This window comes from Halobacteriovorax sp. RT-2-3, assembly GCF_047085075.1.
Classification (GTDB): domain Bacteria; phylum Bdellovibrionota; class Bacteriovoracia; order Bacteriovoracales; family Bacteriovoracaceae; genus Halobacteriovorax_A.
In genome coordinates this window covers 120,481-140,100 of record NZ_JBKIYF010000001.1, presented here as the reverse complement: position 1 = coordinate 140,100, position 19,620 = coordinate 120,481, and the positions used below count along the sequence as shown (strand labels likewise).

The window sequence follows — 19,620 nt, the reverse complement described above, 5'->3', positions numbered from 1 at the left end:
CTTATACCTGCCCTACGATTTGAGATTGTAGATCAAGTCTCTTGCCTGCCCACGCCTTCTTAAGCATCATACGTAGCTCATTCTCGTTATGAGAATAGAAGAACTGGCCATTAATACACAGTTTAATCTTTCCGGTTTCTTCACTTACAATTATAACAATGGCATCTGATACTTCTGAAACACCAAGAGCTGCACGGTGGCGAGTTCCGAAGTGGCGATCAATTTCAATATTCTTAGATAATGGCAAGAAACAACCTGCGGCCAGAAGTTTTCCATCTCTTAAAATAATGGCACCATCATGAAGAGGCGAAATTGTTTGGAAGATAGAATAGATTAAGTCTGAATGAATCGTTGCATCGATAATTGTTCCAGTATCGATATAGTTTTGTAGACCGTTTTTTCTTTCAATGACAAGAAGAGCACCTGTTCTCTCTTTAGAAAGGGCCGTTACACTCTTAATTACCTCTTCGATGTCATAGTTAACAGGAGAGCGATCAAAGAAGTTAAACATCTTTCTTCCCGTACCAACTGTTGCAAGAGCAGCACGAAGCTGGTCTTGAAAGATAACGATGAAAATAATGAAGATATAATCAAAGAAGTGCTCAAGGATCCAATTTACCGTGTAGAGATTGTACTTAATCCCAAGAGTATAGAGGATAGCGAGAAAAACCATACCAAGTAATACCTGAATGGCCCTTGTCCCTTTTACGATCTTTAGAACCTGATAGATCATCAGGGCGACAATGCCCATGTCGAAAAAATCTTTAATGCTTAATTGCTTTAGAAGCGTTGAAAATAATGTCATAATATATAAACTGCTAAATATTTAAAATGTTAGGAGTTTAATGATGCCTATAAAAACGCAGATAGTAAACACATCAGGTGAAGGCTTTTACGACATAACGGCCCAGATGCGACAATGCTTAGAAGAACTCAACCCTAGTGATGAAGATGGTATCCTAGTGTGTCAAATACAACACACCAGTGCTGCGCTATGTATAAACGAGGCTTTTGACCCAAGTGCAAAAGTTGATATGGAAAACTTCCTCAAACATCTGGCCCCAAGAAGCCTCTCTTTTATCACTCATACAGCTGAAGGGCCTGATGACTCACCTTCTCACATGAAGTCAATTCTTATGCAAACTTCCCTTACGATGATTATTGAAAATGGTGAACTTGATATTGGCCGATGGTCTGGAATTTATCTTTGTGAATTCAGAGATGCTCCTCATACGAGGAAAGTGAAAGTTAAATTTATTGCAGGGTAAGCGCAAAAAGACAAAGGCCTCAAAAATGAGGCCCAAGCACTATATAGTTTTGTTTGTGTTTTATTAAATCAAATAGTTTAATGAATTATTTTGTTGATTCGTAGATTGCTTTGAATCCGTCGAAATCTCTTGCAGCGATTTCAGCAAGCATCTTTCTGTTGATTTCAACATTGTTCTTCTTAAGCTGTCCCATGAACTTTGAATAAGAAGTACCAAGAAGCTTAGCAGCTGCAGAAATACGTACGATCCAAAGTCTTCTCATATCTCTTTTAAGAAGTCTTCTACCGATGTATCTGTAGTGTAATGCTCTTTTTACTGTTTCAGAAGCGTGATAGTACTTTTGTCTTCTAGAAAAGTGAAACCCTTTTGCTAGTTTTAAGACTTTATTTCTTCTCGCTCTTGCTTTAAAACCTCTTCTAACTCTAGACATAATTTACTCCATTTTTTTGACGTTTGGGGACCAAGCTAATGGTTCTTTCGTTCTTTCCCAAAAATCAGGTTAAAAAAACAATTTTGTCGATTTAAAGTTTCGACCAACTCAATCTTTTTTTTGAATCGCTTGCGCTAATTAAGCGTAAGGTAGACATCTCTTTACACGAGCAACATCTGAAGCGTGTACGTAGTCAGTTTTACCTGCTCTCTTCTTCGCATCAGTTGGCTTCTTTTCAAGAATGTGTCTTAGGTTAGCTCTTTTTCTTTTGAACTTACCGTTACCTACTGGCTTAAATCTTTTAGCAACAGCTCTTCTAGTCTTCATTTTTGGCATTTTTTACTCCTTGAATTTTACTCACTCGAAAGCAAGTTGAGAATTCAACAAAATACAACAAAACTATAAGTGCATATTTTTAACAGCTTCAAGCTATTAATGCAAAGGATTATTTAAAATAAGTGAAAAAATATCGGGTACTTAGACAGAATAAATGGAATGTGCCTGAAGTAATATCAGGCACTTATAAAAGAATTATTATTTTTTCTTTCCTGGAGCGACGATTGTGATAATTCTATTACCCATCATCTTAATTGGAGACTCAATAACTCCATCAGCTTCTTCGCATACGCCATTAAGAATCGCTTCAAATTTCTCTTTTCCCATGTCCTTATAGGCCATTTCACGACCTCTAAATTGCATAACAAATTTAACCTTGTCACCACCCTCTAAGAACTTATAGGCTCTCTTAAGTTTAGTCTCAAGATCGTGTGCTTCAATATTTGGACGAAGTTGAATTTCTTTTAGCTGAACCTTGGCCTGCTTCTTCTTAGCTTCTGCAGCTTTCTTTTGAAGAGCATATTTATACTTTCCGTAGTCCATTAGCTTTACAACTGGTGGTTTAGCTGTTGGAGCAATCTCAATTAAGTCGACACCAAGTTCTTCCGCAATCTCACGTGCTCTATCAATTGATACAACTCCGTACTGCTCTTCATCACTCATTAATCGACATTCAGAAATTCTAATTTGCTCGTTAATTCTTGGGCCTCTTTCTTTTTTAACCCTTCCACCTTTAAAATTGTTGCTAATAAATCACCTCCGGAAATAAACCAATTATTAGCGAATTAGTTATTTTCAATAATTTCAATTCTAATATCTAGCTATTAGGATTGCAAACATAACAAAAAATATACCCACAGTATACATTATTGAATGAGATATTTCTCATAAAATGACAGATATTGCCCGCCGTGAGACGTAATTCTTATAAAATACTCTTCAGATAAGCAAAGATCAGTATATAAATTCTTAATTCTTTCGAATTCCTTTAGTTTTTCGATACCAAACTCAGTACTCTCAACTTCACCAGAGTGAAGATCAAAGCTTTCTAGGTATTTATCTTTAAGATTACCTATCATTGGAACACCAACACGAAAGTTTTTAAGCTCTTTATCAGCAAAAACAAAGATCTCGTCACTTTTGAAATGAATCAGCTGTCCATGAACAATTAGTGCCATCAGCTTTGCAGCAGATGAAAATAATTTCGTAAAATCTTCTTCCCACGGACCGATTGCAAGTCTAATATTTCCAACTTTTCTCTTGTTTATTTTATTTCTCATCTTCTAATCCTTATGACCTTCATCATCTGGCTCCATGTGGATCAGTATATCGATATCGCGACAATAATCCTTTAGCATCAACCTAAGTCGATCTTCTACTGTGTGAGCTATATCATGGGCCTGACTCAGCGATAAGTCAGGTTCGAGTAACAAGTGAAAATCAATTTGCATCCACGTAGAATTTCCACGTGCTCGAAAATTGTGAATATCTCGAACATATTTAATATCCTCAAGTGAAGAAATGTACTTATCTTTTAATATAGGAGCTACATCTAAAAGGTCATTTAAATTTTCTAAAGTTATTTGAATACCAAGGTAAATCAAATATAAAATAATCAATCCACCGACAATATAGTCAATAATGTAAATTTTAAAATATGCAGCAATAATTGATATGAGAACACCAAAGCTGATAATCATATCGCCAAAGGTGTGATTACTATCTGCAGTTAATATTTGAGAATTAAGCTCACGCCCTTTTCTACCTTCGTAGGTCGAAACTCCAAAACTCATTGCCATTGAAATAAGAATTGATAAAACAGGAACAAGTCCGAATTGTCCGTACTTAGTTTGTGTACCAAGAATAAGATCATGGTAATCAAGCCCTAATTTAATTGCAGAGCCAAAAAGCATGAAAGCAATGATTAATGCCCCAATATTTTCAAATTTATGGTGGCCATAATTATGTCTGCGATCTCGTGGTTTTGAAGCAAGTGCTATAGTCACGATGCCTAGGAGATTTGAAGTTCCATCAAAGATAGATTCAATACCTGAAGAACGTAGAGATATAAAATTAAACTCGATTCCAGCAAGAATCTTAATTAGAGCGACAATTAAATTTAAAAAGAAAGTAATAATTAAAACCTTCTTTATTTCTTTTTCTCTCTTAGATAGCTCTAAATGCAAAAGATCTCCTATTTAGACAACTTTAAAATTTAATTTTAGTTGGTCTTTCAATGTCTTTTCTGTTGATTCAATAAAATCATCAAGTTTTGTTCTATCAGCAATTACATAAGAATTATCTTCGTAACCAAGAACACCAATTTGCTCAAAATAAGTCAGAGCAGTTTTCATAAGCTCAACATTCTGACTTTCCGCAAAGCGGATAATGCGCTGACTTTGAATCTCGGCCTTAAATACTTCAACAAAACGCTTCATATAGTCTGCCGACTTAAAGTGATCCACACCATCTTTTTGAAAACTCTCAAGTGTTAGTGCTGATACAAAATAAGCTTCGTTAATATAAGTTAGGCTTCGAGCAAAAAGGCTAAGCTTTGAAGCAACTTCATATAGGTCTTTATTTGTGAATTCGATGGCATCCTGGAGATTTGTAATATCTCTGCCAACGGCGTTACTTAAAATGCGTAATGTCTTTGCATAGTATTCTTTGACAGTTGGAAGATAGAATTCCATCTTAAGCATATCTCGTTGTTTAACAAAGAATGCTTTAAGATCATCAACATTATCAATTTCGCCGCTGAAGACATTAAACCACGCTAGTGAAATCGTCCAAGGAATGATGAAATGATGAACAATCGTATTTTTAAAGAATAAAAGTTCGCCGCGACAATTCTTTTTAATCGCATAAAAAAGAGATGTTCCTTCACTTTGTCCAATAACATCAACTTTATTATTACCAATAAGAATATCCATAGCGCGACCTATAGAATCTTCTAATTTATTTGCCTTTAGACCTTCCGTAAAAGGAATATCATAACGCTTACAATATTCTAAAATAGCTTGTGCTTTTAAAATAATATCATTCCACTTTAAGGCACCACTTGGCTCATCAAGTAAGATTAAAACCAAGAGATTCGTTGGTGTGATTACCATTTGGTCACCAACACTTCTGAAACACTTGAAAGCAAGCTCTCTCACGTTAACTTTGTTTTCATGCTCATCATCAAGTTTATGTGCATATTGTGGTTTTCCAAGAGAGATATGAATTTTTCCAAACTGATAGGCCATAAGTTTAAAAAGACCAAAAAGTTGCCCTGTTGATTCCTTAACCTTTTTGCCACCCATCATCTCTTTAGCTAATGCTTTTTGTTCCGGTACATATTCATGTGCGATACTTACAGGAACGAAGGCAAGACCTTTTTCTTTCGCATCTGGAAGATGCGAGTGGGCCTCAAGTAGCATTTGATATAGCCCATACTTTGGAGGTCTAAGTTTTCCAGATCTTGTTCTTCCACCTTCAAAGAAGAATTCGATGGGCTCCTTACGCTTTAACAACGCAAAGAGATACGCTTCCATTGTGAACTTGTAGAGAATGTCGTTTTGAAAACTTCTTCTAATGAAGAAGCAACCTGACTTTCTAAAAATCTTTCCAATTGGGAAAATATTTAAGTTATCACCACCAGCAACATAGAGCATTCGTTTATATTCTTTAAAGAATTTATAATTGATAGCAATGTAGTCAGCGTGAGATTGGTGATTGGGAACTAGAACAACACTGGCCTCTTCTAAGAGTGCCTTAAGGTCGGTTCCATTTTCATTGAAACTCACCCCATCGTATAAACGAGGAAGAGTTGCATCGAAAAACTTGGCCATCGACTTTAGGTAAGATGGAGAATAATCTGCTCGCATTTCATTAAAGTTAGCAACAACCTTCTTCTTAGTTTGTTCAGGGTTATCACTTTCTTCAATTCTTTTAATAAGTTTTGGATAACTTAATAAATCGTCAAGAATAGTATTTTCCATAATCGATGACCTTATCGTCTTTTTAAAATTTATTAGTGTTTACCGTGTGGTTTACTTTCGGCCATACCAGATGAAGACATTTCCATAAATAGTGCTGCTTCACTCATGTTTGCAAGTTTATCAACACCGAGGTAAGTCATTCCAGATCGAATACCACCAGTTAATTCATTGATAATATTTTCAACTGGTCCCTTACAAGGAATCATTGTATCAACACCTTCTGCGGCCATGCCTTTAGGAAGCTCTCCACGCCATGAAACTTGAGCGGCCTTAGACGCCATCCCACGATATTCTTTCATACCACCCTTAACTTCACCTGGAGTTTCAAGTGCACCAGATAAGAGAGATCCGGCCATACATGAGCTAGCTCCAGCGCAAAGGGCCTTTACCATGTCACCTGAATTCTTAAGTCCACCATCGGCAATAACAGGTATTCCCGCTTTTTGGGCCTCAGCAACACACATTGCAACAGCTGTTAACTGAGGAACACCATGTCCTGTGATGATTCTTGTTGTACACATACTTCCTGGTCCAATACCAACCTTTACAGCATCTGCACCCTTATCAATCATGCGTTTAACACCATCTGGAGTCGCAACGTTACCAGCGATAACGTCAATTTGAGGATAGTTCTTTTTAATATACTCAAGAACCTCCATCATCATAATAGAGTCACCATGAGCGATATCAACGGTAAGAATTTCAACACCAAGTGCAGCTAAAAGATCTGCTCTTTTCATCCCCTCTTCCTTAACACCAACAGAAGCAGCAATAGGTAGAGTAATCGAGTGTTCCTTAAAATATTTTTGGATCGCTTTTACATCCTCAACTTGTTGTTCAGGTGACATAAAGCGATGAAGAATTCCAACACCACCAAGACGAGCAATTTCCATGGCCATCTCTGGCCCAGTAATTGTGTCCATATTGGCCGCAATAATTGGAATATCAATAGTATGATTCTTAGTAATTTTTGTTTTTAAATCAGTATGTCTTCGAGAAGAGATTTCAGAATATCTCGGAACTAATAAAACATCGTCAAAAGTAAGACCTTTACCACGACTTAGAATACCATTTGATTTGAATGTTAAATCCATTACTCTCCCCTGAAATTAGAAACTTGTGTGTGTTATAACGAGCAAATAATAACATTGTCGAAATAACACGCACAAGGTAATTTTTAGAGTTTATGTCTTGGATTTATTTGAAGGTGTACAGACGAAATCGCGATGAAATAAATGCGATAAAATCTTCGTCCTGTGTCATATTTCCAAATACTGCTGAATAAGCAGATCCTAGATCAAATCGTTGAGAAATTTGCCCACGAGAATCGATATAGTATACAGTTTTTCCAACTGTCGTTACAACAAGTCCATCTTTCCAAGCAGCTAGAGAAGAGATTGCAACATCATCAACCTTAACTCTTTTAACTTCATTAAAAGTTGAATCGATATAAACGACTTCACCATTAACACTACCGAAAGCAGCAAGCTTTCCACCATCAATTAGAACGCCTTTACGATTAGACTGAAAACCTAGCTTCTTAAAAAGAACCCCAGATTTCTGATCAATAACTTCCATTTTATCGTCAACAGATCCTACAATAATTTTGGAATTAAAGATTGTTGGCCTCATATCGACATCAACAAATTTCTGTCCAGTACTCATACGTCTTTCCCAAAGAACTTGTCCTTCTTCTAGTGAGAAACAAATGAAGTAGCCGTCAGCAAAGCCTGCATAAACCTTGTTACCAGAAATTAAAGCAGTCGATGTTCTTTGTACTGTTGAGTAGTAAGGAACAGATCTTTTATAAGACCAAATGACTCTCCCAGTATAGGCATCAATATTAAATAGCTTATGATTTCTTGTATGGATAAAGAGTCTTCCGTTATGAACAATTGGAGTTGAGTCAACACCTGCGTCTAAGTCAAACTCGTATGCCAACTCACCTTTGTTTAGATCGTAAGCATAAACACGGCCTGTATTGTCTCCAAAAATCAAAAGATTCTCGTAAACAATAGGTGCACTTGTCATTTGTCCTTTAATATTTAAAGTCCAAAGGAGTCTACCTGATTCAACATTATATGCATTAAAGTGGCCACGGCCATCAGCTGCAAATAACTGTCCATCATGGATTAAGGGAGATGCTAATGAAATTGGAAGATTTCCACTTTCATATCTTGGCTCTAAATTCTTTGCCCAAGCAAGTGTTAGCGGCTTTTTTTCTAGCTTATCAGCAGAAATTTTAGTCTTAACACCATTTAGTGTTGAACAAGAAGTAAGAAGAATGGCCACTGCTGTGGCCGTTAGAATTTTTATCATAGAATTACTTAATTTTTGCTAAATAGCTCTTCGCTAGTGATTTGTAGACGTTTTGAGTAGTTAATGTAAGAACTTTTTCAAAATGAGCTTTGGCCTGTGCCATATCATTTTTAAGAAAGTACATACGTCCTAAGTCTAACTCTACACGTCCCATTGTTAGGTTATTTTCATTATTCTTAAGTTCAGTTAATGAAGCAATTGCACCATCAATATCATTTAAGTCTTCTTGAACTACGGCCTTTCTTAAGTTTACAAAGTAAGACTGAAGAGAGTTTACCGGCTGCATCTTCGTAAGAACTTCAAATGCAATCTTGTTTTCACCTTTATTTGTAAGGTAATCAACAGCAAGTAAGCTAGTTGCGAAAGAAGCCGAAGTACCTGCAAAGTCATTTAGAAGCAGCCCAAGTTCTGCACTCATTGCACTCGCATCAAGTCCACCTTCTTGATATTTCTTTAATGACCCTTGCTCAAATTGATAAAAAGCAGTTGCGGCCTTTTCATTTGTTTGTGCTTTTGTGTAAGAAAAGATTCCGTATCCACCAATAGCAGCTACAACTAATAGAATCAGTCCTAGAAATAAAGCTTTGTTTTGAGCGATAAACGCTCCAAGCTCAGTTGAATTTAATTCAGAATTAAGGCCTTCATTTGGCGCTACCTGTGTTGTCATCCATTACCCTCTGGTTAAAAATTTTTATCATTTTAATAAAGAACATTGAAAGTTGTCAAAAATACATGAGTATTGTTAAAATATATTTACTCATAATTAGGAAAAAGGAAAATTACGCACCATGAAAAGGATTTCACTAGTAATAGCAGCTTTTATTATCTCACTAAACACTTTCGCTCTAGAGCGTGTTGGACGTCTGGGGATTGGTTTCTCTAATACAGTTAACAATGATATCCCATCGTTGTCGATTAAAGTTCAACGCAGTACAACGTTCGCATATGGCGCGATTTTTGGTGTAAATACGGCGGAAAATGGTGGCTGGCACGGTGGTGTGCGCCTCTACCGCAATATCTTTGATGAACCATACTTAACTTTCTATGCTGTTGGTGCAGCTGTTCTCTTGAATAACAAAACACCGGGACAAGATTCAGATTCAGGTTTTCAAGGAGACCTAGGCTTTGGAACAGAGTTTTCGTTTCAGGGAGTGGATAGCATTGGCCTTAGTGCAGAATTTGGTATTCGCTTTGAGAATATCGACGAGTTTGAAGTGACAACAATGGGTGAACACTTTATCACAGCAGGTTTTCACTTCTACCTATAAAATACGGACAATTTAATGTTTAAAAATAAAATTATTTTCTTCATCACACTTTTTTGCCTGCAAGGCCTATCTCTTGCCCAAGAGGGAATGGTCGGTGCTGATGATGACCTAAATATTGGTGGAGATATCTTCTCTGATTTCAATGAAGACCTTGAAGAATCTCAAATTTATGAAGACGAACGCTATTATAAGTACGGGCGCTTCTTCTCTTTCTCAATGGCAATCGGTTTTACAACTTGGACAGGAAACCGTGGAATGTTATATGAAGACCTACCTCCTACTTTTGGTTTAACAATCCAATATTTTTCTGATTTTCAATCGGCCTGGAATATAGGTTTTGCTTATTCAAAACACAATATTACACTGACGTATCCAACTCAGGGGATCCAGCAATTTCCAACTTCTGTTGATATCTCAATGCTTAGATTTTATTTTGGTTACCGATATTATATTGATACATCAAATTTAGGAACCGCCATCACTTATTCAAATCCTTACTTAACAGCAAGATTTGAATATTGGTATGAGCAGGAAAAAATCTCAAATCAAGACGGTGAAGTTGAAGACTCTTACGGAGGGGTCGGTATCGCTCTTGGTGGAGGACTTGAATTCCCAATTAAAATAAAAGAATCATACGTAAATGTTGAAGCACTTGTTCACTCAGTTGCTCTTCAAGATGTACGTACAATCAAATATGCCCCAGCAACGAAGGGTGGTCCAGGCGTGAGTGATCTGACTGGTTTTGCATTCACGCTGATGGTTGGATATGTTTGGAATTGGTAGCGCATCCGCTGCAAAATGATTAATAATCATTTTGAGCGGTGCGTGCGCAGTGGTCTGCAATGACGTAATAACATTAATCTCAACGAGCTTTAGCGAGTTGATGATTGCAAAGCGCAAACTTAATATGCACCATTTTGAGCGGTGCGTGCGCAGTGGTCTGCAATGACGTAGTAACATTAATCTCAACGAGCTTTAGCGAGTTGATGATTGCAAAGCGCAAACTTAATATGCACCATTTTGAGCGGTGCGTGCGCAGTCGTCTGAAATGACGTAGTAACATTAATCTCAACGAGCTTTAGCGAGTTGATGATTGCAAAGCGCAAACTTAATATGCACCATTTTGAGCGGTGCGTGCGCAGTGGTCTGCAATGACGTAGCAACATTAATCTCAACGAGCTTTAGCGAGTTGATAAAAAATAGAACACAAAATAATGCATAACAAGGACAGTTAAATGAACAGATTGAACTCAGACTTAGGTTGGCTTGTACTTAGAGTTTCAACAGCACTAATGATGCTTTTAGCACATGGCTGGGGCAAGCTTGCTAACTTCACAACACTACTAACAAAATTCCCTGACCCAATTGGACTGGGGATTCCATTTTCACTTACAGCAACAGTTTTTGCAGAAGTTTTCTGCCAGGCCTTCATTATCGTTGGTATCAAAACTCGTTGGTTTGCAGCTATTTCTGCTGTAACAATGTTAGTTGCTGCTTTTGTAATACATGGAAATGATCCATTTGCTTCAAAAGAAAAAGCACTACTTTATGCAGTAGCGTATATCGCTATTTTCTTTTCAAACGGTGGGAAGTACTCAGTTAAAGCATAACTTTTCTAATATAGGGGAAGAGGTCACTGGCCACACTTCCCCTTATTCCTTCTTCACTTTCATATAATATATCGGCAGCACGGCCATGTACCCAGACACCAAGACAAGCTGCTTCTTCAAGACTAAGTCCCTGCGCTATAAAGCTGCCTATTATGCCGGCCAAGATATCCCCTGTTCCGGCCATTGCTAAAACGGGATTTCCTGTTTTATTAACATATACTTCATTTTGTGAGGAGACTAAGGAATCATGACCTTTTAGTACACATACATTTGAAAACTTCATTATTTTTTTTACACTTGAAAGTCTATGCTTTGAAATTTCTTCTCTCGGTACATTAAGTAGTCTTGCTGCCTCTCCTTCATGAGGAGTAATAATAGAATTAACAAGCTTCATAGTACTTTGTGCCTGAGATAAGAACCAAAGAGCATCCGCATCAACAACTTTTTTTAGATTAAGATGACAAAAATGATCCCACATAAATTTACCCCATTCATCTCGCCCAAGACCAGGGCCAAGAACAACACACGATGCCTTTTCCAAAATTGCGCTAGCATGAGCTAGTCCTCTATCATTAGCATCAATTCCACGTACCATGATTTCTGGTCGAGCTGAAATGATACCTGATACACTTGCTTTTCGTGTTAAAACACTGACCATCCCGGCACCTGAACGAAGCGCCCCTTCAGCAGCAAGCCTGGCAGCACCAGCATAGCCTAGATTTCCACCAATAATGACAACATGGCCAAAGCTATACTTATTAGCGCTAGAATTCATTACAGGAAGTTTTCTAAATAGGGAGAAAGGAAAATCACTACTCATACCTTTACTTATCGGCAAGCCGTTCGAGTAATTGCGAGTAAAGTCAAATCTAGAGAATAATTAAGAATTTATTAAATGAAAAAGGCCCTCAATCGAGGGCCTTGGTTTTATTTTGAAACTTTTTTCATGCGGTTTTGTAAATCCGTCCCTGTTCTAAAGATCAGGTGAATTGGTGTGTTATCAAGTGGGAAAGCTCCACGTAGACCATTCTTAAGATAACGACGATAGTTCTCAGGAATCCCCTTAGACTTATTCGTGTAGAATAAGAAAGTTGGTGGATCTGCCTTAATTTGAGATGCGTACTTAACACGGAATCTCTTACCACGTGAACCTTTAAGAATAATTGGGTGTCTTTCAATTAACTCAAAAACAAAACGGTTTAGAGCACCAGTTGCAATTGACTGTCTTCTAATGAAGATTGTCTTTGCAAGAATCTTTTTAAGACGCTTAAGTCCTCTTTTGTGTTTAGCCGATATAGGAATAATATCGCAGTAATTAAGCCAAGGCATTTTATCGCGAATATTTAAAAGCCACTCTTTACGTGCTTCTTGATCCTTGAAAGTATCTCCCATAAGATCAACTTTATTAAGACATACAATTACAGAAGCACCTTTTTCGATTGCAATATCTAGAAGACGCTTGTCTTGGTGTGAAACACCTTTTACAGCATCAATCATATAGATACACACATCACTATCTGCAATACTTCTTAGGGAGCGATATACAGACTGAGACTCAACAAAGTCATCAATCTTCTTTTGCTTTCTAATTCCCGCAGTATCCACGATGTGGATTGATCGCCAGTGGCTACCTTCATCCTCTGCTTCAGATAACGCTTCGACTACGTCTTCACTTGCCTCTTCAGAAGATTCAGCTTCAACATCATCACCGAAAACTTGTGCTTCCATACGAGTCGCAGAAGTTTCATCAAGTTCTTCGTCTTGCTCAAGCATAACATCTTCAAGCCCTTCAAGTTCGAACTCGTCAAGCTCAGTCTCAATCTCTTCTTCAAGGTCATATGATGAAATCAGCTCATTATAAAGATCAGGATTGTTCTTTTTAAAATCTTCATACTGAGAACGTAGAAGGTTATCGTTTTTAAAGAATGCCTTTGCTTCATCAAGCTTCCTTGCATCTTCCCCAAGGAAAAGATCAAAGTAGCCATCAATTGGATCAACTGTTGTTCCAGCAATATCAGAAACAAGCGCACGCTCACTTCCAAGAAGCTGATTTAAAAGAGTTGATTTACCAGCATTAGGAGCACCAATAAGAGCAAGTTTGGCAACAACGTTTTCACGTGGAGTAACACCACGTTGAAGTGCTGAAACATTCATTACATTATTAGATTCAGAAAATGCCATCATTTCACGGTGAATATTCTCACGAAGGTTCTCCATTCCAAGGCCATGGGCCGCAGAAGTGACAAACATTTCGTCATTATTTACACCAAGCTCATAGAAAGCATACTCATCACCATCTTGAGCGCTTGAATCAAACTTATTAACGATAAGCCACATTTTCTTTTTTTGTTTTCTAATGAAATTAGCAATCGTTTTATCAAATGGAAGTACGCCTTCTCTAACATCAACAACAAAAAGAACCAGATCTGATTCCTCGATTGCCTGATGTGCGTGATCCGTCATGATATTAAAGAATTTATTAGCATTAATCTCTTGCTCATTCTTACCTTGTTCATCAACTTGTGTTGGGTAAAACCCTCCAGTATCAACAAGAATAGCATCTAATGGGCGATCCTCATCGGCATCACTAAAAGTTGTAATTCCATAGTGACGATCACGAGTAACACCTGGCATATCATGCGTAATGGCCTTAAATTGTTTCTTCATTAATCGGTTGAATACGGAACTCTTTCCAACATTCGGTCGCCCAATTAATGAAATGATCATTGATCGTTTTTGCATATTAAAGTCCTATTTTCTTAAAATTAAATTATTTTTTCTTCCAAACACGTGCAGAGTTTGTTGCTCTTGGAAGACCAAGCTCTTCAAGTACGAAGTTATTCTTAAACCATTTTGGAGAAACTTTAACGTGTAGGTTTAAGTGAACTGTCCCGTCAGTCATTGCAGCAATTTTCTTACGAGCACGCATACCGATCTCTTTAATCATTGTACCTTTAGATCCAACAACGATTGCACGTTGGGAAGGACGGTTAACTAGAATTGAAGCCGAAATGTGAGCAGCAAATTCCCCTGTCTTATCTTTAAAGTCTTTGTACTCATCAATTACTACGGCCATCTCATATGGAAGCTCATCTTTTAATAATTCAAAAGCTTGCTCACGGATATATTCTGTTGCGAAGAATCTTTGTGACTTATTTGAAATTGCACCATCTAAGTAAAGGTGTGACCCTGGTTGTGCGTTATCACAAAGAGCAGCTGTTAGTAAGTGAACATTATCCCCTGACTTAGTTGAAATGCAGAAAAACTTCTCAAGTGCTGGAATAACTTCTTTTGCTTGTTCAAAAACTTTATCAAGAGGAAGCGCTTCAGCATTTTCAACACGATCAGATTTCGTGAATACTAACCAAGTTTTTGATAACTCTTTACCACCAATATATTCTTTAAAGTCTTTAATTTGGCCAAGGATATCCTTTGTTAAATCAATTAGAAGAAGGTTTACATCAACACCATCAACACCTTCTACTGCTTGTTGATTAATTCTTTTGTTAAGTTCTTGACTTGCTTTGTGTAGACCTGGAGTGTCTACTAAAACAACTTCAGTATGATCAACTGTAAATACTGCGTGAAATTTATTACGAGTTGTTTGAGGCTTGCTTGTTACAATTGATAAATCCATTCCTAGTAAGTAGTTTACAAGTGAACTTTTTCCTACGTTTGGAGCTCCAACGATTGCTGCCATAAGTGATTTGTTGTCTGGGTGTTGATTTTCTAATAACATAATTTCTCCGTCAAATTAAACCTATTAAAGTCGATCTAATAAATTATCTTTTAAGCATTTTTTTGCAATTTCTTTTGTTCCATTCTTCTTGCTATGAGAGATTAACTCACAGATATATTGCTCATTTACATAGAGCTCAATTTTAAATTCTTGCTCAATCTTCGTGGCGCGATACTCTGGTAAACATTTAAAACGCGCTAGTGTTTCTTCTTGAAGCTTTGTCTTAGGATCAAAGTCCAAAAGCTTCTTTTCACAAAAAAACTTCTCTCCAACTTCTTTTTCATACATTGATAGTAATGTGTTTAAATACTGATCGGCACGATCAACACCTTGATCAATTGCGATAGCTCCCAGTAGAGATTCAAAAAGATCACAAAGAATCCCACTGTTCACTTCCTCATCTAGCTCACCTTTTCCAACAATCAGAAAATTTGATAGACCAAGAAAGTTCGAAAGAGCACTTAGACTCTCCTCATTAACAAGAGCACTACGAAGCTTAGAGAGTTGCCCCTCATTCATATTTTCGAAATTTAAAAAGAGGTTCTTAGTAACAAAAGCACCTAAAACAGAGTCACCATAGAACTCAAGTCTTTCATAGCTTTTCACTTTTACTTTGGCCTCGTGAGCATATGAACTATGCGTAAAAGCACGCATAAGAAGTGCGTTGTCTGTAAAATTTAAATTGAAAGTAGCTAGAAGCTTCTCTTCAATATTTGAATATTTAAGGAATGTATCGATTAAGAATTTGTGATTTTGCTCAGATGCACCAGTAGCATTAGCGTCACCAGATTGCTTAAAATTTGCAATCGTGTGCACATAAAATGCATGGGCAAATGGATTACTCTTCCCTTGCGGGGCGAGTGAGGTCGTCTCGAGCATAAATCACCTAATATTAAATTGTTAAGGCCATTTATAATGCTTTATCCCACCAAAAGCAAGCCTAAGCTTCTTCTTGTGAAATAATAACAGGTTCGTTAATATATTCAGTAATATACGTAGTTTAAGGATGGATATGGAAATCACTACAGCCAATAAAAACAAGTTAGAAAAGTGGCAAAAAGCCTTCTTCAAGAAGATAGAGGCCAAGGGCCGAAGCCTAAACACAATTAAGAATTATCGAACAGACTTGGCCTGTTTTAACCAATATGTTACAGAAAGTGCAAAGCAAACCAGTATTGAACAATACTCAATCCTTGAGATTCTTGAATACGGTAAATTTCTAGAGGCCAAGTACAACTCAGATAACTCTCGTCGCCGTCGAGTACAGGCACTAAGAATCTTTTTTGATCACTTAGTTGAAGAAGGTATTTTTAACGCGAATCCTGTTAGAAAGATTCCAACTTCACCAAAGTTTTTAGATATTCCCAGACCTGCGACATTCTCCCACATTAAAAGCTTGTGGCATACAATCTTAAATGATCAGCGTACGGCCAAAAATGACCTAGAAAAACTAAAGGCCAAGCGAAATGGGATTATCTTTAGTGCCATCTACCTTGGTGGTCTTAAAGTAAGCGAGCTTTCAAAAATTAAAGTTTCTAGTTTCTCTTTTAGAGATGAAATAAAAGCGGTTATCACCCATGAAAAGCGTGATCCTTATACAGTTACTTTTCCAGCTATATTTGGACGACTATTTTATGAATATGTTGAGCTCTTAGAGAAAGTTAAAAAAGAGCAGGGACATAACTTCCCTCACTTACTCTTTAATGCCAATGCACACAAAATCCTCTCAGGAGGGCTTTCTGCACGTGGAATGGAGCTCTTATTCGAAGAGTGGCGCAGCCAACTGATGATTCAAATAACACCTAAATCACTTCGTCAGTCTTGTATTTTTACTTGGCTTCATAATGGAGTTAATGAGACAACAATGAAGGAATGGTTAGGAGTTTCGCCAGCATATTCTCTAAGGCCATATAAAGAACATATGGATAAGCACTTCTATAACGACCAATTTATTGAATTGGCAATGAATGAAGATAAATTAATCTAAAATATTAATAAGAGTTTTTAATTGGAACTGGTCTGTCATAAACAGGCAGGCCTGCATCCTTATCAAGATGCCAGCGATCAGTGTAGAGCTCATCTTTTTCAACGCGGTAAAAGTTAAGGTCTTGATCAAGTTTATCCAATTTATAAATGAGTTCAGCCTGCAGACGAACTTGATCGTTCTTTTTTGAAAGTAGTAAATTTAAGGCCTCGTCTTTCTTTCTTTGAAGCTCAAGAATTTGCTTATCATAATCGGCCGCTACTTCAACTTGCTTTTGAGAAAATCCCCAGACAAATTTATTCACGTCATTCAACTGAAATGTAAAATCTCTCTTCTTAGCAAGTAGAGACAAGCGATAGCGTGATGCTTCCTTGATTCGGGCCGAGAGCATCTTGCTTTCAAAAACAAGAATTGTACCTCTTCTTAAAGACGAGTTTTCACCCCAACAGTCTTCAAGGTCTTTAGCATAGATTGTTATATACTTATCTTCACTAGAGCGCACATGTCCTTTACAGCGATCATTATCCATATTTCTTGCAACATTAAAAAAGACTGTATCAGATGGTTTTAGAAATTTAACATTTCGAGACTCGACCTGAATTTTAAACACTGTTGAAGATGGATCCTTATCTGTCACACGTCCTGAAAATTTTGAATAATCGACACTTGGATCATAGAAAGTATCAAAGCCATGATCGTTAATATAATTTTCGTAGGCGTTATAGTCCTTTTTTATATTCTTATTGCGAACATCATCTTTTTTGATGATAAAACCATCAGCGTTGGCCACGACCTGAGCTTGGGCAATAATCAATGAAAATACTAGAAGTATTAATCTCATATGTTCATTATAGCGCAAAACGTCTTTACTAAAAGAGGCAGAAAACTTGTCCATTACCCCTGCCCATGATAAATTTCACTAGTTAATTTTTATATTTCCCTTAGGAGCAAAGAATGCAATTTTTTATCGATACAGGTGATATTAACGAAATCAAAGAAGCAGCAAAATGGGGCATCATTGATGGTGTAACAACTAACCCATCAATCATTGCTAAAACAGGACGCTCACAAGTTGATGTTATCAAAGATATTTGTGAAATTATCGACGGGCCTATTTCAGCTGAAGTTATTGCAACTGACAAAGAAGGTATGATTAAGGAAGGAAGCGAGCTTGCTAAAATTCACAGCAATATCGTCATTAAACTTCCCCTAACTGAAGATGGAATTGCTGCATGTAAATGGTTCAGCGAGAACGGAATCAAAACAAACGTAACTCTATGCTTTAGCTCAAACCAAGCATTACTAGCAGCTAAAAATGGTGCAACTTATATTTCTCCATTCATCGGAAGACTAGATGATATCGGTGCAGATGGAATGACTCTTATCCAAGAAATTCGCCATATGTATGATATCTATGGATTTGAAACAGAAGTACTAGCTGCTTCAGTTCGCCACGCTGATCACGTTAAGCACTGCTCAATGGTAGGTGCAGACGTCGCAACAATGCCATTTGGTGTAATCAAGTCACTTTTCGCTCACCCACTGACTGAAAAAGGACTGGCACAATTTCTGGCCGATCACGCGAAGTCACAGAAATAATCAGCAGTTATCACATCTAAAGAATATCTATAAATAATATTTGTGATTACGGGGAGTTATGCTCCCCGTTTCTTTATTTTTTCTAAATTTAAATTCCCACAGACCGATATCTATTAAAATAGTGCTTACCAGCACATATCCGAGCGTTTCGCTCTTTTATTTTTGGTAAAGGTTTGGGATGAATTTTTTAAAATCAACTTTTCTATTAGCGTGTTTTTGTACCGCTACAATCTCGTGTGTTGCTGAGCCAGAAAAAGGCCCATCCCTAGCAGCATTACCCCTTCGTTGGAATGCCTCTGCCCTGCCTTTAACAGTAAAAGTTCACAATGATTTCAATATTATTAATGACCTTGATGGTGGATCTGATAGCCTTCCTCTAGCTGCCGCTGACGATGGAGACTACCCAGAGTACGATATGATGGAAGAGATGCAAAAGGCATGGAATGATGCTGACTCTAAGAGAGATTACTTTGTACTTGGTCATGGGCAAGCGGCTTCTCGTACCCCTTCTTCAAATCTAAACGACTTCTATGATGGTGAAGTCGGAATTTATATCACTCAAGACTGGTACCCTGAAGTTGGTTATGGTGTTCTGGCCATTACTTCATACTTTGCAGAACACAAAGGTGATTACCTTCGAATGGTTCACGGAGATATTATCGTTAACTTACGTGACTACTGGTTCACTTTTGAAAAAGACAATGTCATAACTTCTGATTACGATATGCCATCTGTAATCTTACATGAACTTGGGCATTTAATAGGCCTTAAGCACACGACTTCAAGTTCAGTGGAATCAATTATGTATCCACAGCTTGGCGGTGGAGAAAAGAAGAGAACTCTAAGCTTTTATGATTCTAAAACCATCGAAAACCTCTACGATAATGCCACAGCAATGACGGCCGCAGTTAGAACAGCAGCACTTAGTAGTACTGATGCCAGCTCAGATGAGTCAACTAATGAAGACTCAGATGAACCACCAAAGCTTATTCATGGCTATATTGAGCTTCGTACAGATGGGTCATGCAATCACTACTTAGACGGTAAGTTAATTGATATTCACAAGGCGTTTTAGTCCATAGTG

At 37.4% G+C, this 19,620-nt stretch carries 22 protein-coding genes; 7 read left to right on the top strand and 15 right to left on the bottom strand.

Annotation, left to right across the window (positions count from 1 at the left end; genetic code table 11):
- Nucleotide 1 precedes the first annotated feature (1 nt).
- A complete protein-coding gene (cdaA, locus tag ACMAYX_RS00695) occupies nucleotides 2-805 on the bottom strand; it encodes a diadenylate cyclase CdaA (RefSeq protein ID WP_103217074.1) in 804 nt (267 codons plus the stop codon).
- 43 nt (nucleotides 806-848) lie between these two features.
- Here cdaA and ACMAYX_RS00690 point away from each other — a divergent pair, with 43 nt between their 5' ends.
- The gene (locus ACMAYX_RS00690) at nucleotides 849-1,268 is read left to right on the top strand and encodes a secondary thiamine-phosphate synthase enzyme YjbQ (protein WP_412469470.1); all 420 of its coding nucleotides are present in this window, start codon (nucleotides 849-851) and stop codon (nucleotides 1,266-1,268) included.
- Nucleotides 1,269-1,353: 85 nt separating this feature from the next.
- On the opposite strand, the gene rplT is transcribed toward ACMAYX_RS00690, so the two are convergent.
- From rplT to ACMAYX_RS00645, 9 genes are all read right to left on the bottom strand, one after another.
- Nucleotides 1,354-1,698, bottom strand: a complete 345-nt coding sequence (gene rplT / locus ACMAYX_RS00685; RefSeq protein ID WP_103217072.1) for a 50S ribosomal protein L20 — start codon at nucleotides 1,696-1,698, stop codon at nucleotides 1,354-1,356.
- 138 nt (nucleotides 1,699-1,836) lie between these two features.
- Nucleotides 1,837-2,034, bottom strand: coding sequence for a 50S ribosomal protein L35 (gene rpmI / locus ACMAYX_RS00680; protein ID WP_021267185.1), 198 nt, complete (start codon nucleotides 2,032-2,034; stop codon nucleotides 1,837-1,839).
- A 198-nt stretch (nucleotides 2,035-2,232) separates the two neighbouring features.
- Complete coding sequence (gene infC, locus ACMAYX_RS00675) at nucleotides 2,233-2,784, bottom strand: translation initiation factor IF-3 (protein WP_103217071.1); 552 nt, start codon at nucleotides 2,782-2,784, stop codon at nucleotides 2,233-2,235.
- A gap of 116 nt (nucleotides 2,785-2,900) precedes the next feature.
- Entirely contained in the window at nucleotides 2,901-3,314 is a 414-nt protein-coding gene (locus ACMAYX_RS00670; protein ID WP_103217070.1) for a hypothetical protein, read from the bottom strand.
- Nucleotides 3,315-3,317: 3 nt separating this feature from the next.
- Complete coding sequence (locus ACMAYX_RS00665) at nucleotides 3,318-4,220, bottom strand: cation diffusion facilitator family transporter (protein WP_392992134.1); 903 nt, start codon at nucleotides 4,218-4,220, stop codon at nucleotides 3,318-3,320.
- Nucleotides 4,221-4,232: 12 nt separating this feature from the next.
- Nucleotides 4,233-6,017 (bottom strand): glycerol-3-phosphate acyltransferase, encoded by a 1,785-nt coding sequence (locus ACMAYX_RS00660; RefSeq protein ID WP_103217068.1) that lies wholly within the window; start codon nucleotides 6,015-6,017, stop codon nucleotides 4,233-4,235.
- A 32-nt stretch (nucleotides 6,018-6,049) separates the two neighbouring features.
- Entirely contained in the window at nucleotides 6,050-7,111 is a 1,062-nt protein-coding gene (locus ACMAYX_RS00655; protein ID WP_392992136.1) for a guanosine monophosphate reductase, read from the bottom strand.
- A gap of 103 nt (nucleotides 7,112-7,214) precedes the next feature.
- Complete coding sequence (locus ACMAYX_RS00650) at nucleotides 7,215-8,336, bottom strand: PQQ-binding-like beta-propeller repeat protein (protein ID WP_103217066.1); 1,122 nt, start codon at nucleotides 8,334-8,336, stop codon at nucleotides 7,215-7,217.
- Nucleotides 8,337-8,340: 4 nt separating this feature from the next.
- A complete protein-coding gene (locus tag ACMAYX_RS00645) occupies nucleotides 8,341-9,003 on the bottom strand; it encodes a YfgM family protein (protein ID WP_103217065.1) in 663 nt (220 codons plus the stop codon).
- Nucleotides 9,004-9,124: 121 nt separating this feature from the next.
- Between ACMAYX_RS00645 and ACMAYX_RS00640 the strand changes: the two genes are divergently transcribed.
- From ACMAYX_RS00640 to ACMAYX_RS00630, 3 genes are all read left to right on the top strand, one after another.
- Nucleotides 9,125-9,604 (top strand): hypothetical protein, encoded by a 480-nt coding sequence (locus ACMAYX_RS00640; RefSeq protein WP_103217064.1) that lies wholly within the window; start codon nucleotides 9,125-9,127, stop codon nucleotides 9,602-9,604.
- A gap of 15 nt (nucleotides 9,605-9,619) precedes the next feature.
- Nucleotides 9,620-10,387 (top strand): hypothetical protein, encoded by a 768-nt coding sequence (locus ACMAYX_RS00635; RefSeq protein WP_103217063.1) that lies wholly within the window; start codon nucleotides 9,620-9,622, stop codon nucleotides 10,385-10,387.
- 452 nt (nucleotides 10,388-10,839) lie between these two features.
- Complete coding sequence (locus ACMAYX_RS00630) at nucleotides 10,840-11,214, top strand: DoxX family protein (protein ID WP_233189693.1); 375 nt, start codon at nucleotides 10,840-10,842, stop codon at nucleotides 11,212-11,214.
- Here the strand turns inward: ACMAYX_RS00630 and ACMAYX_RS00625 are convergent.
- From ACMAYX_RS00625 to rnc, 4 genes are all read right to left on the bottom strand, one after another.
- Nucleotides 11,204-12,034, bottom strand: a complete 831-nt coding sequence (locus tag ACMAYX_RS00625) for an NAD(P)H-hydrate dehydratase (RefSeq protein ID WP_412469469.1) — start codon at nucleotides 12,032-12,034, stop codon at nucleotides 11,204-11,206. The genes ACMAYX_RS00630 and ACMAYX_RS00625 overlap by 11 nt on opposite strands.
- A gap of 107 nt (nucleotides 12,035-12,141) precedes the next feature.
- Nucleotides 12,142-13,956, bottom strand: a complete 1,815-nt coding sequence (locus tag ACMAYX_RS00620; protein WP_103217061.1) for a ribosome biogenesis GTPase Der — start codon at nucleotides 13,954-13,956, stop codon at nucleotides 12,142-12,144.
- A 28-nt stretch (nucleotides 13,957-13,984) separates the two neighbouring features.
- Entirely contained in the window at nucleotides 13,985-14,953 is a 969-nt protein-coding gene (gene era / locus ACMAYX_RS00615) for a GTPase Era (RefSeq protein ID WP_103217060.1), read from the bottom strand.
- A gap of 24 nt (nucleotides 14,954-14,977) precedes the next feature.
- Entirely contained in the window at nucleotides 14,978-15,832 is an 855-nt protein-coding gene (rnc, locus tag ACMAYX_RS00610; protein ID WP_392992148.1) for a ribonuclease III, read from the bottom strand.
- Nucleotides 15,833-15,965: 133 nt separating this feature from the next.
- Between rnc and ACMAYX_RS00605 the strand changes: the two genes are divergently transcribed.
- Nucleotides 15,966-16,940, top strand: coding sequence for a tyrosine-type recombinase/integrase (locus ACMAYX_RS00605; RefSeq protein WP_158246805.1), 975 nt, complete (start codon nucleotides 15,966-15,968; stop codon nucleotides 16,938-16,940).
- A 4-nt stretch (nucleotides 16,941-16,944) separates the two neighbouring features.
- On the opposite strand, the gene ACMAYX_RS00600 is transcribed toward ACMAYX_RS00605, so the two are convergent.
- The gene (locus ACMAYX_RS00600; protein WP_146037783.1) at nucleotides 16,945-17,778 is read right to left on the bottom strand and encodes a hypothetical protein; all 834 of its coding nucleotides are present in this window, start codon (nucleotides 17,776-17,778) and stop codon (nucleotides 16,945-16,947) included.
- A 113-nt stretch (nucleotides 17,779-17,891) separates the two neighbouring features.
- Between ACMAYX_RS00600 and fsa the strand changes: the two genes are divergently transcribed.
- Nucleotides 17,892-18,536, top strand: coding sequence for a fructose-6-phosphate aldolase (gene fsa / locus ACMAYX_RS00595; RefSeq protein ID WP_103217056.1), 645 nt, complete (start codon nucleotides 17,892-17,894; stop codon nucleotides 18,534-18,536).
- 178 nt (nucleotides 18,537-18,714) lie between these two features.
- Nucleotides 18,715-19,611, top strand: a complete 897-nt coding sequence (locus ACMAYX_RS00590) for a matrixin family metalloprotease (RefSeq protein WP_412471381.1) — start codon at nucleotides 18,715-18,717, stop codon at nucleotides 19,609-19,611.
- Nucleotides 19,612-19,620 lie beyond the last annotated feature (9 nt).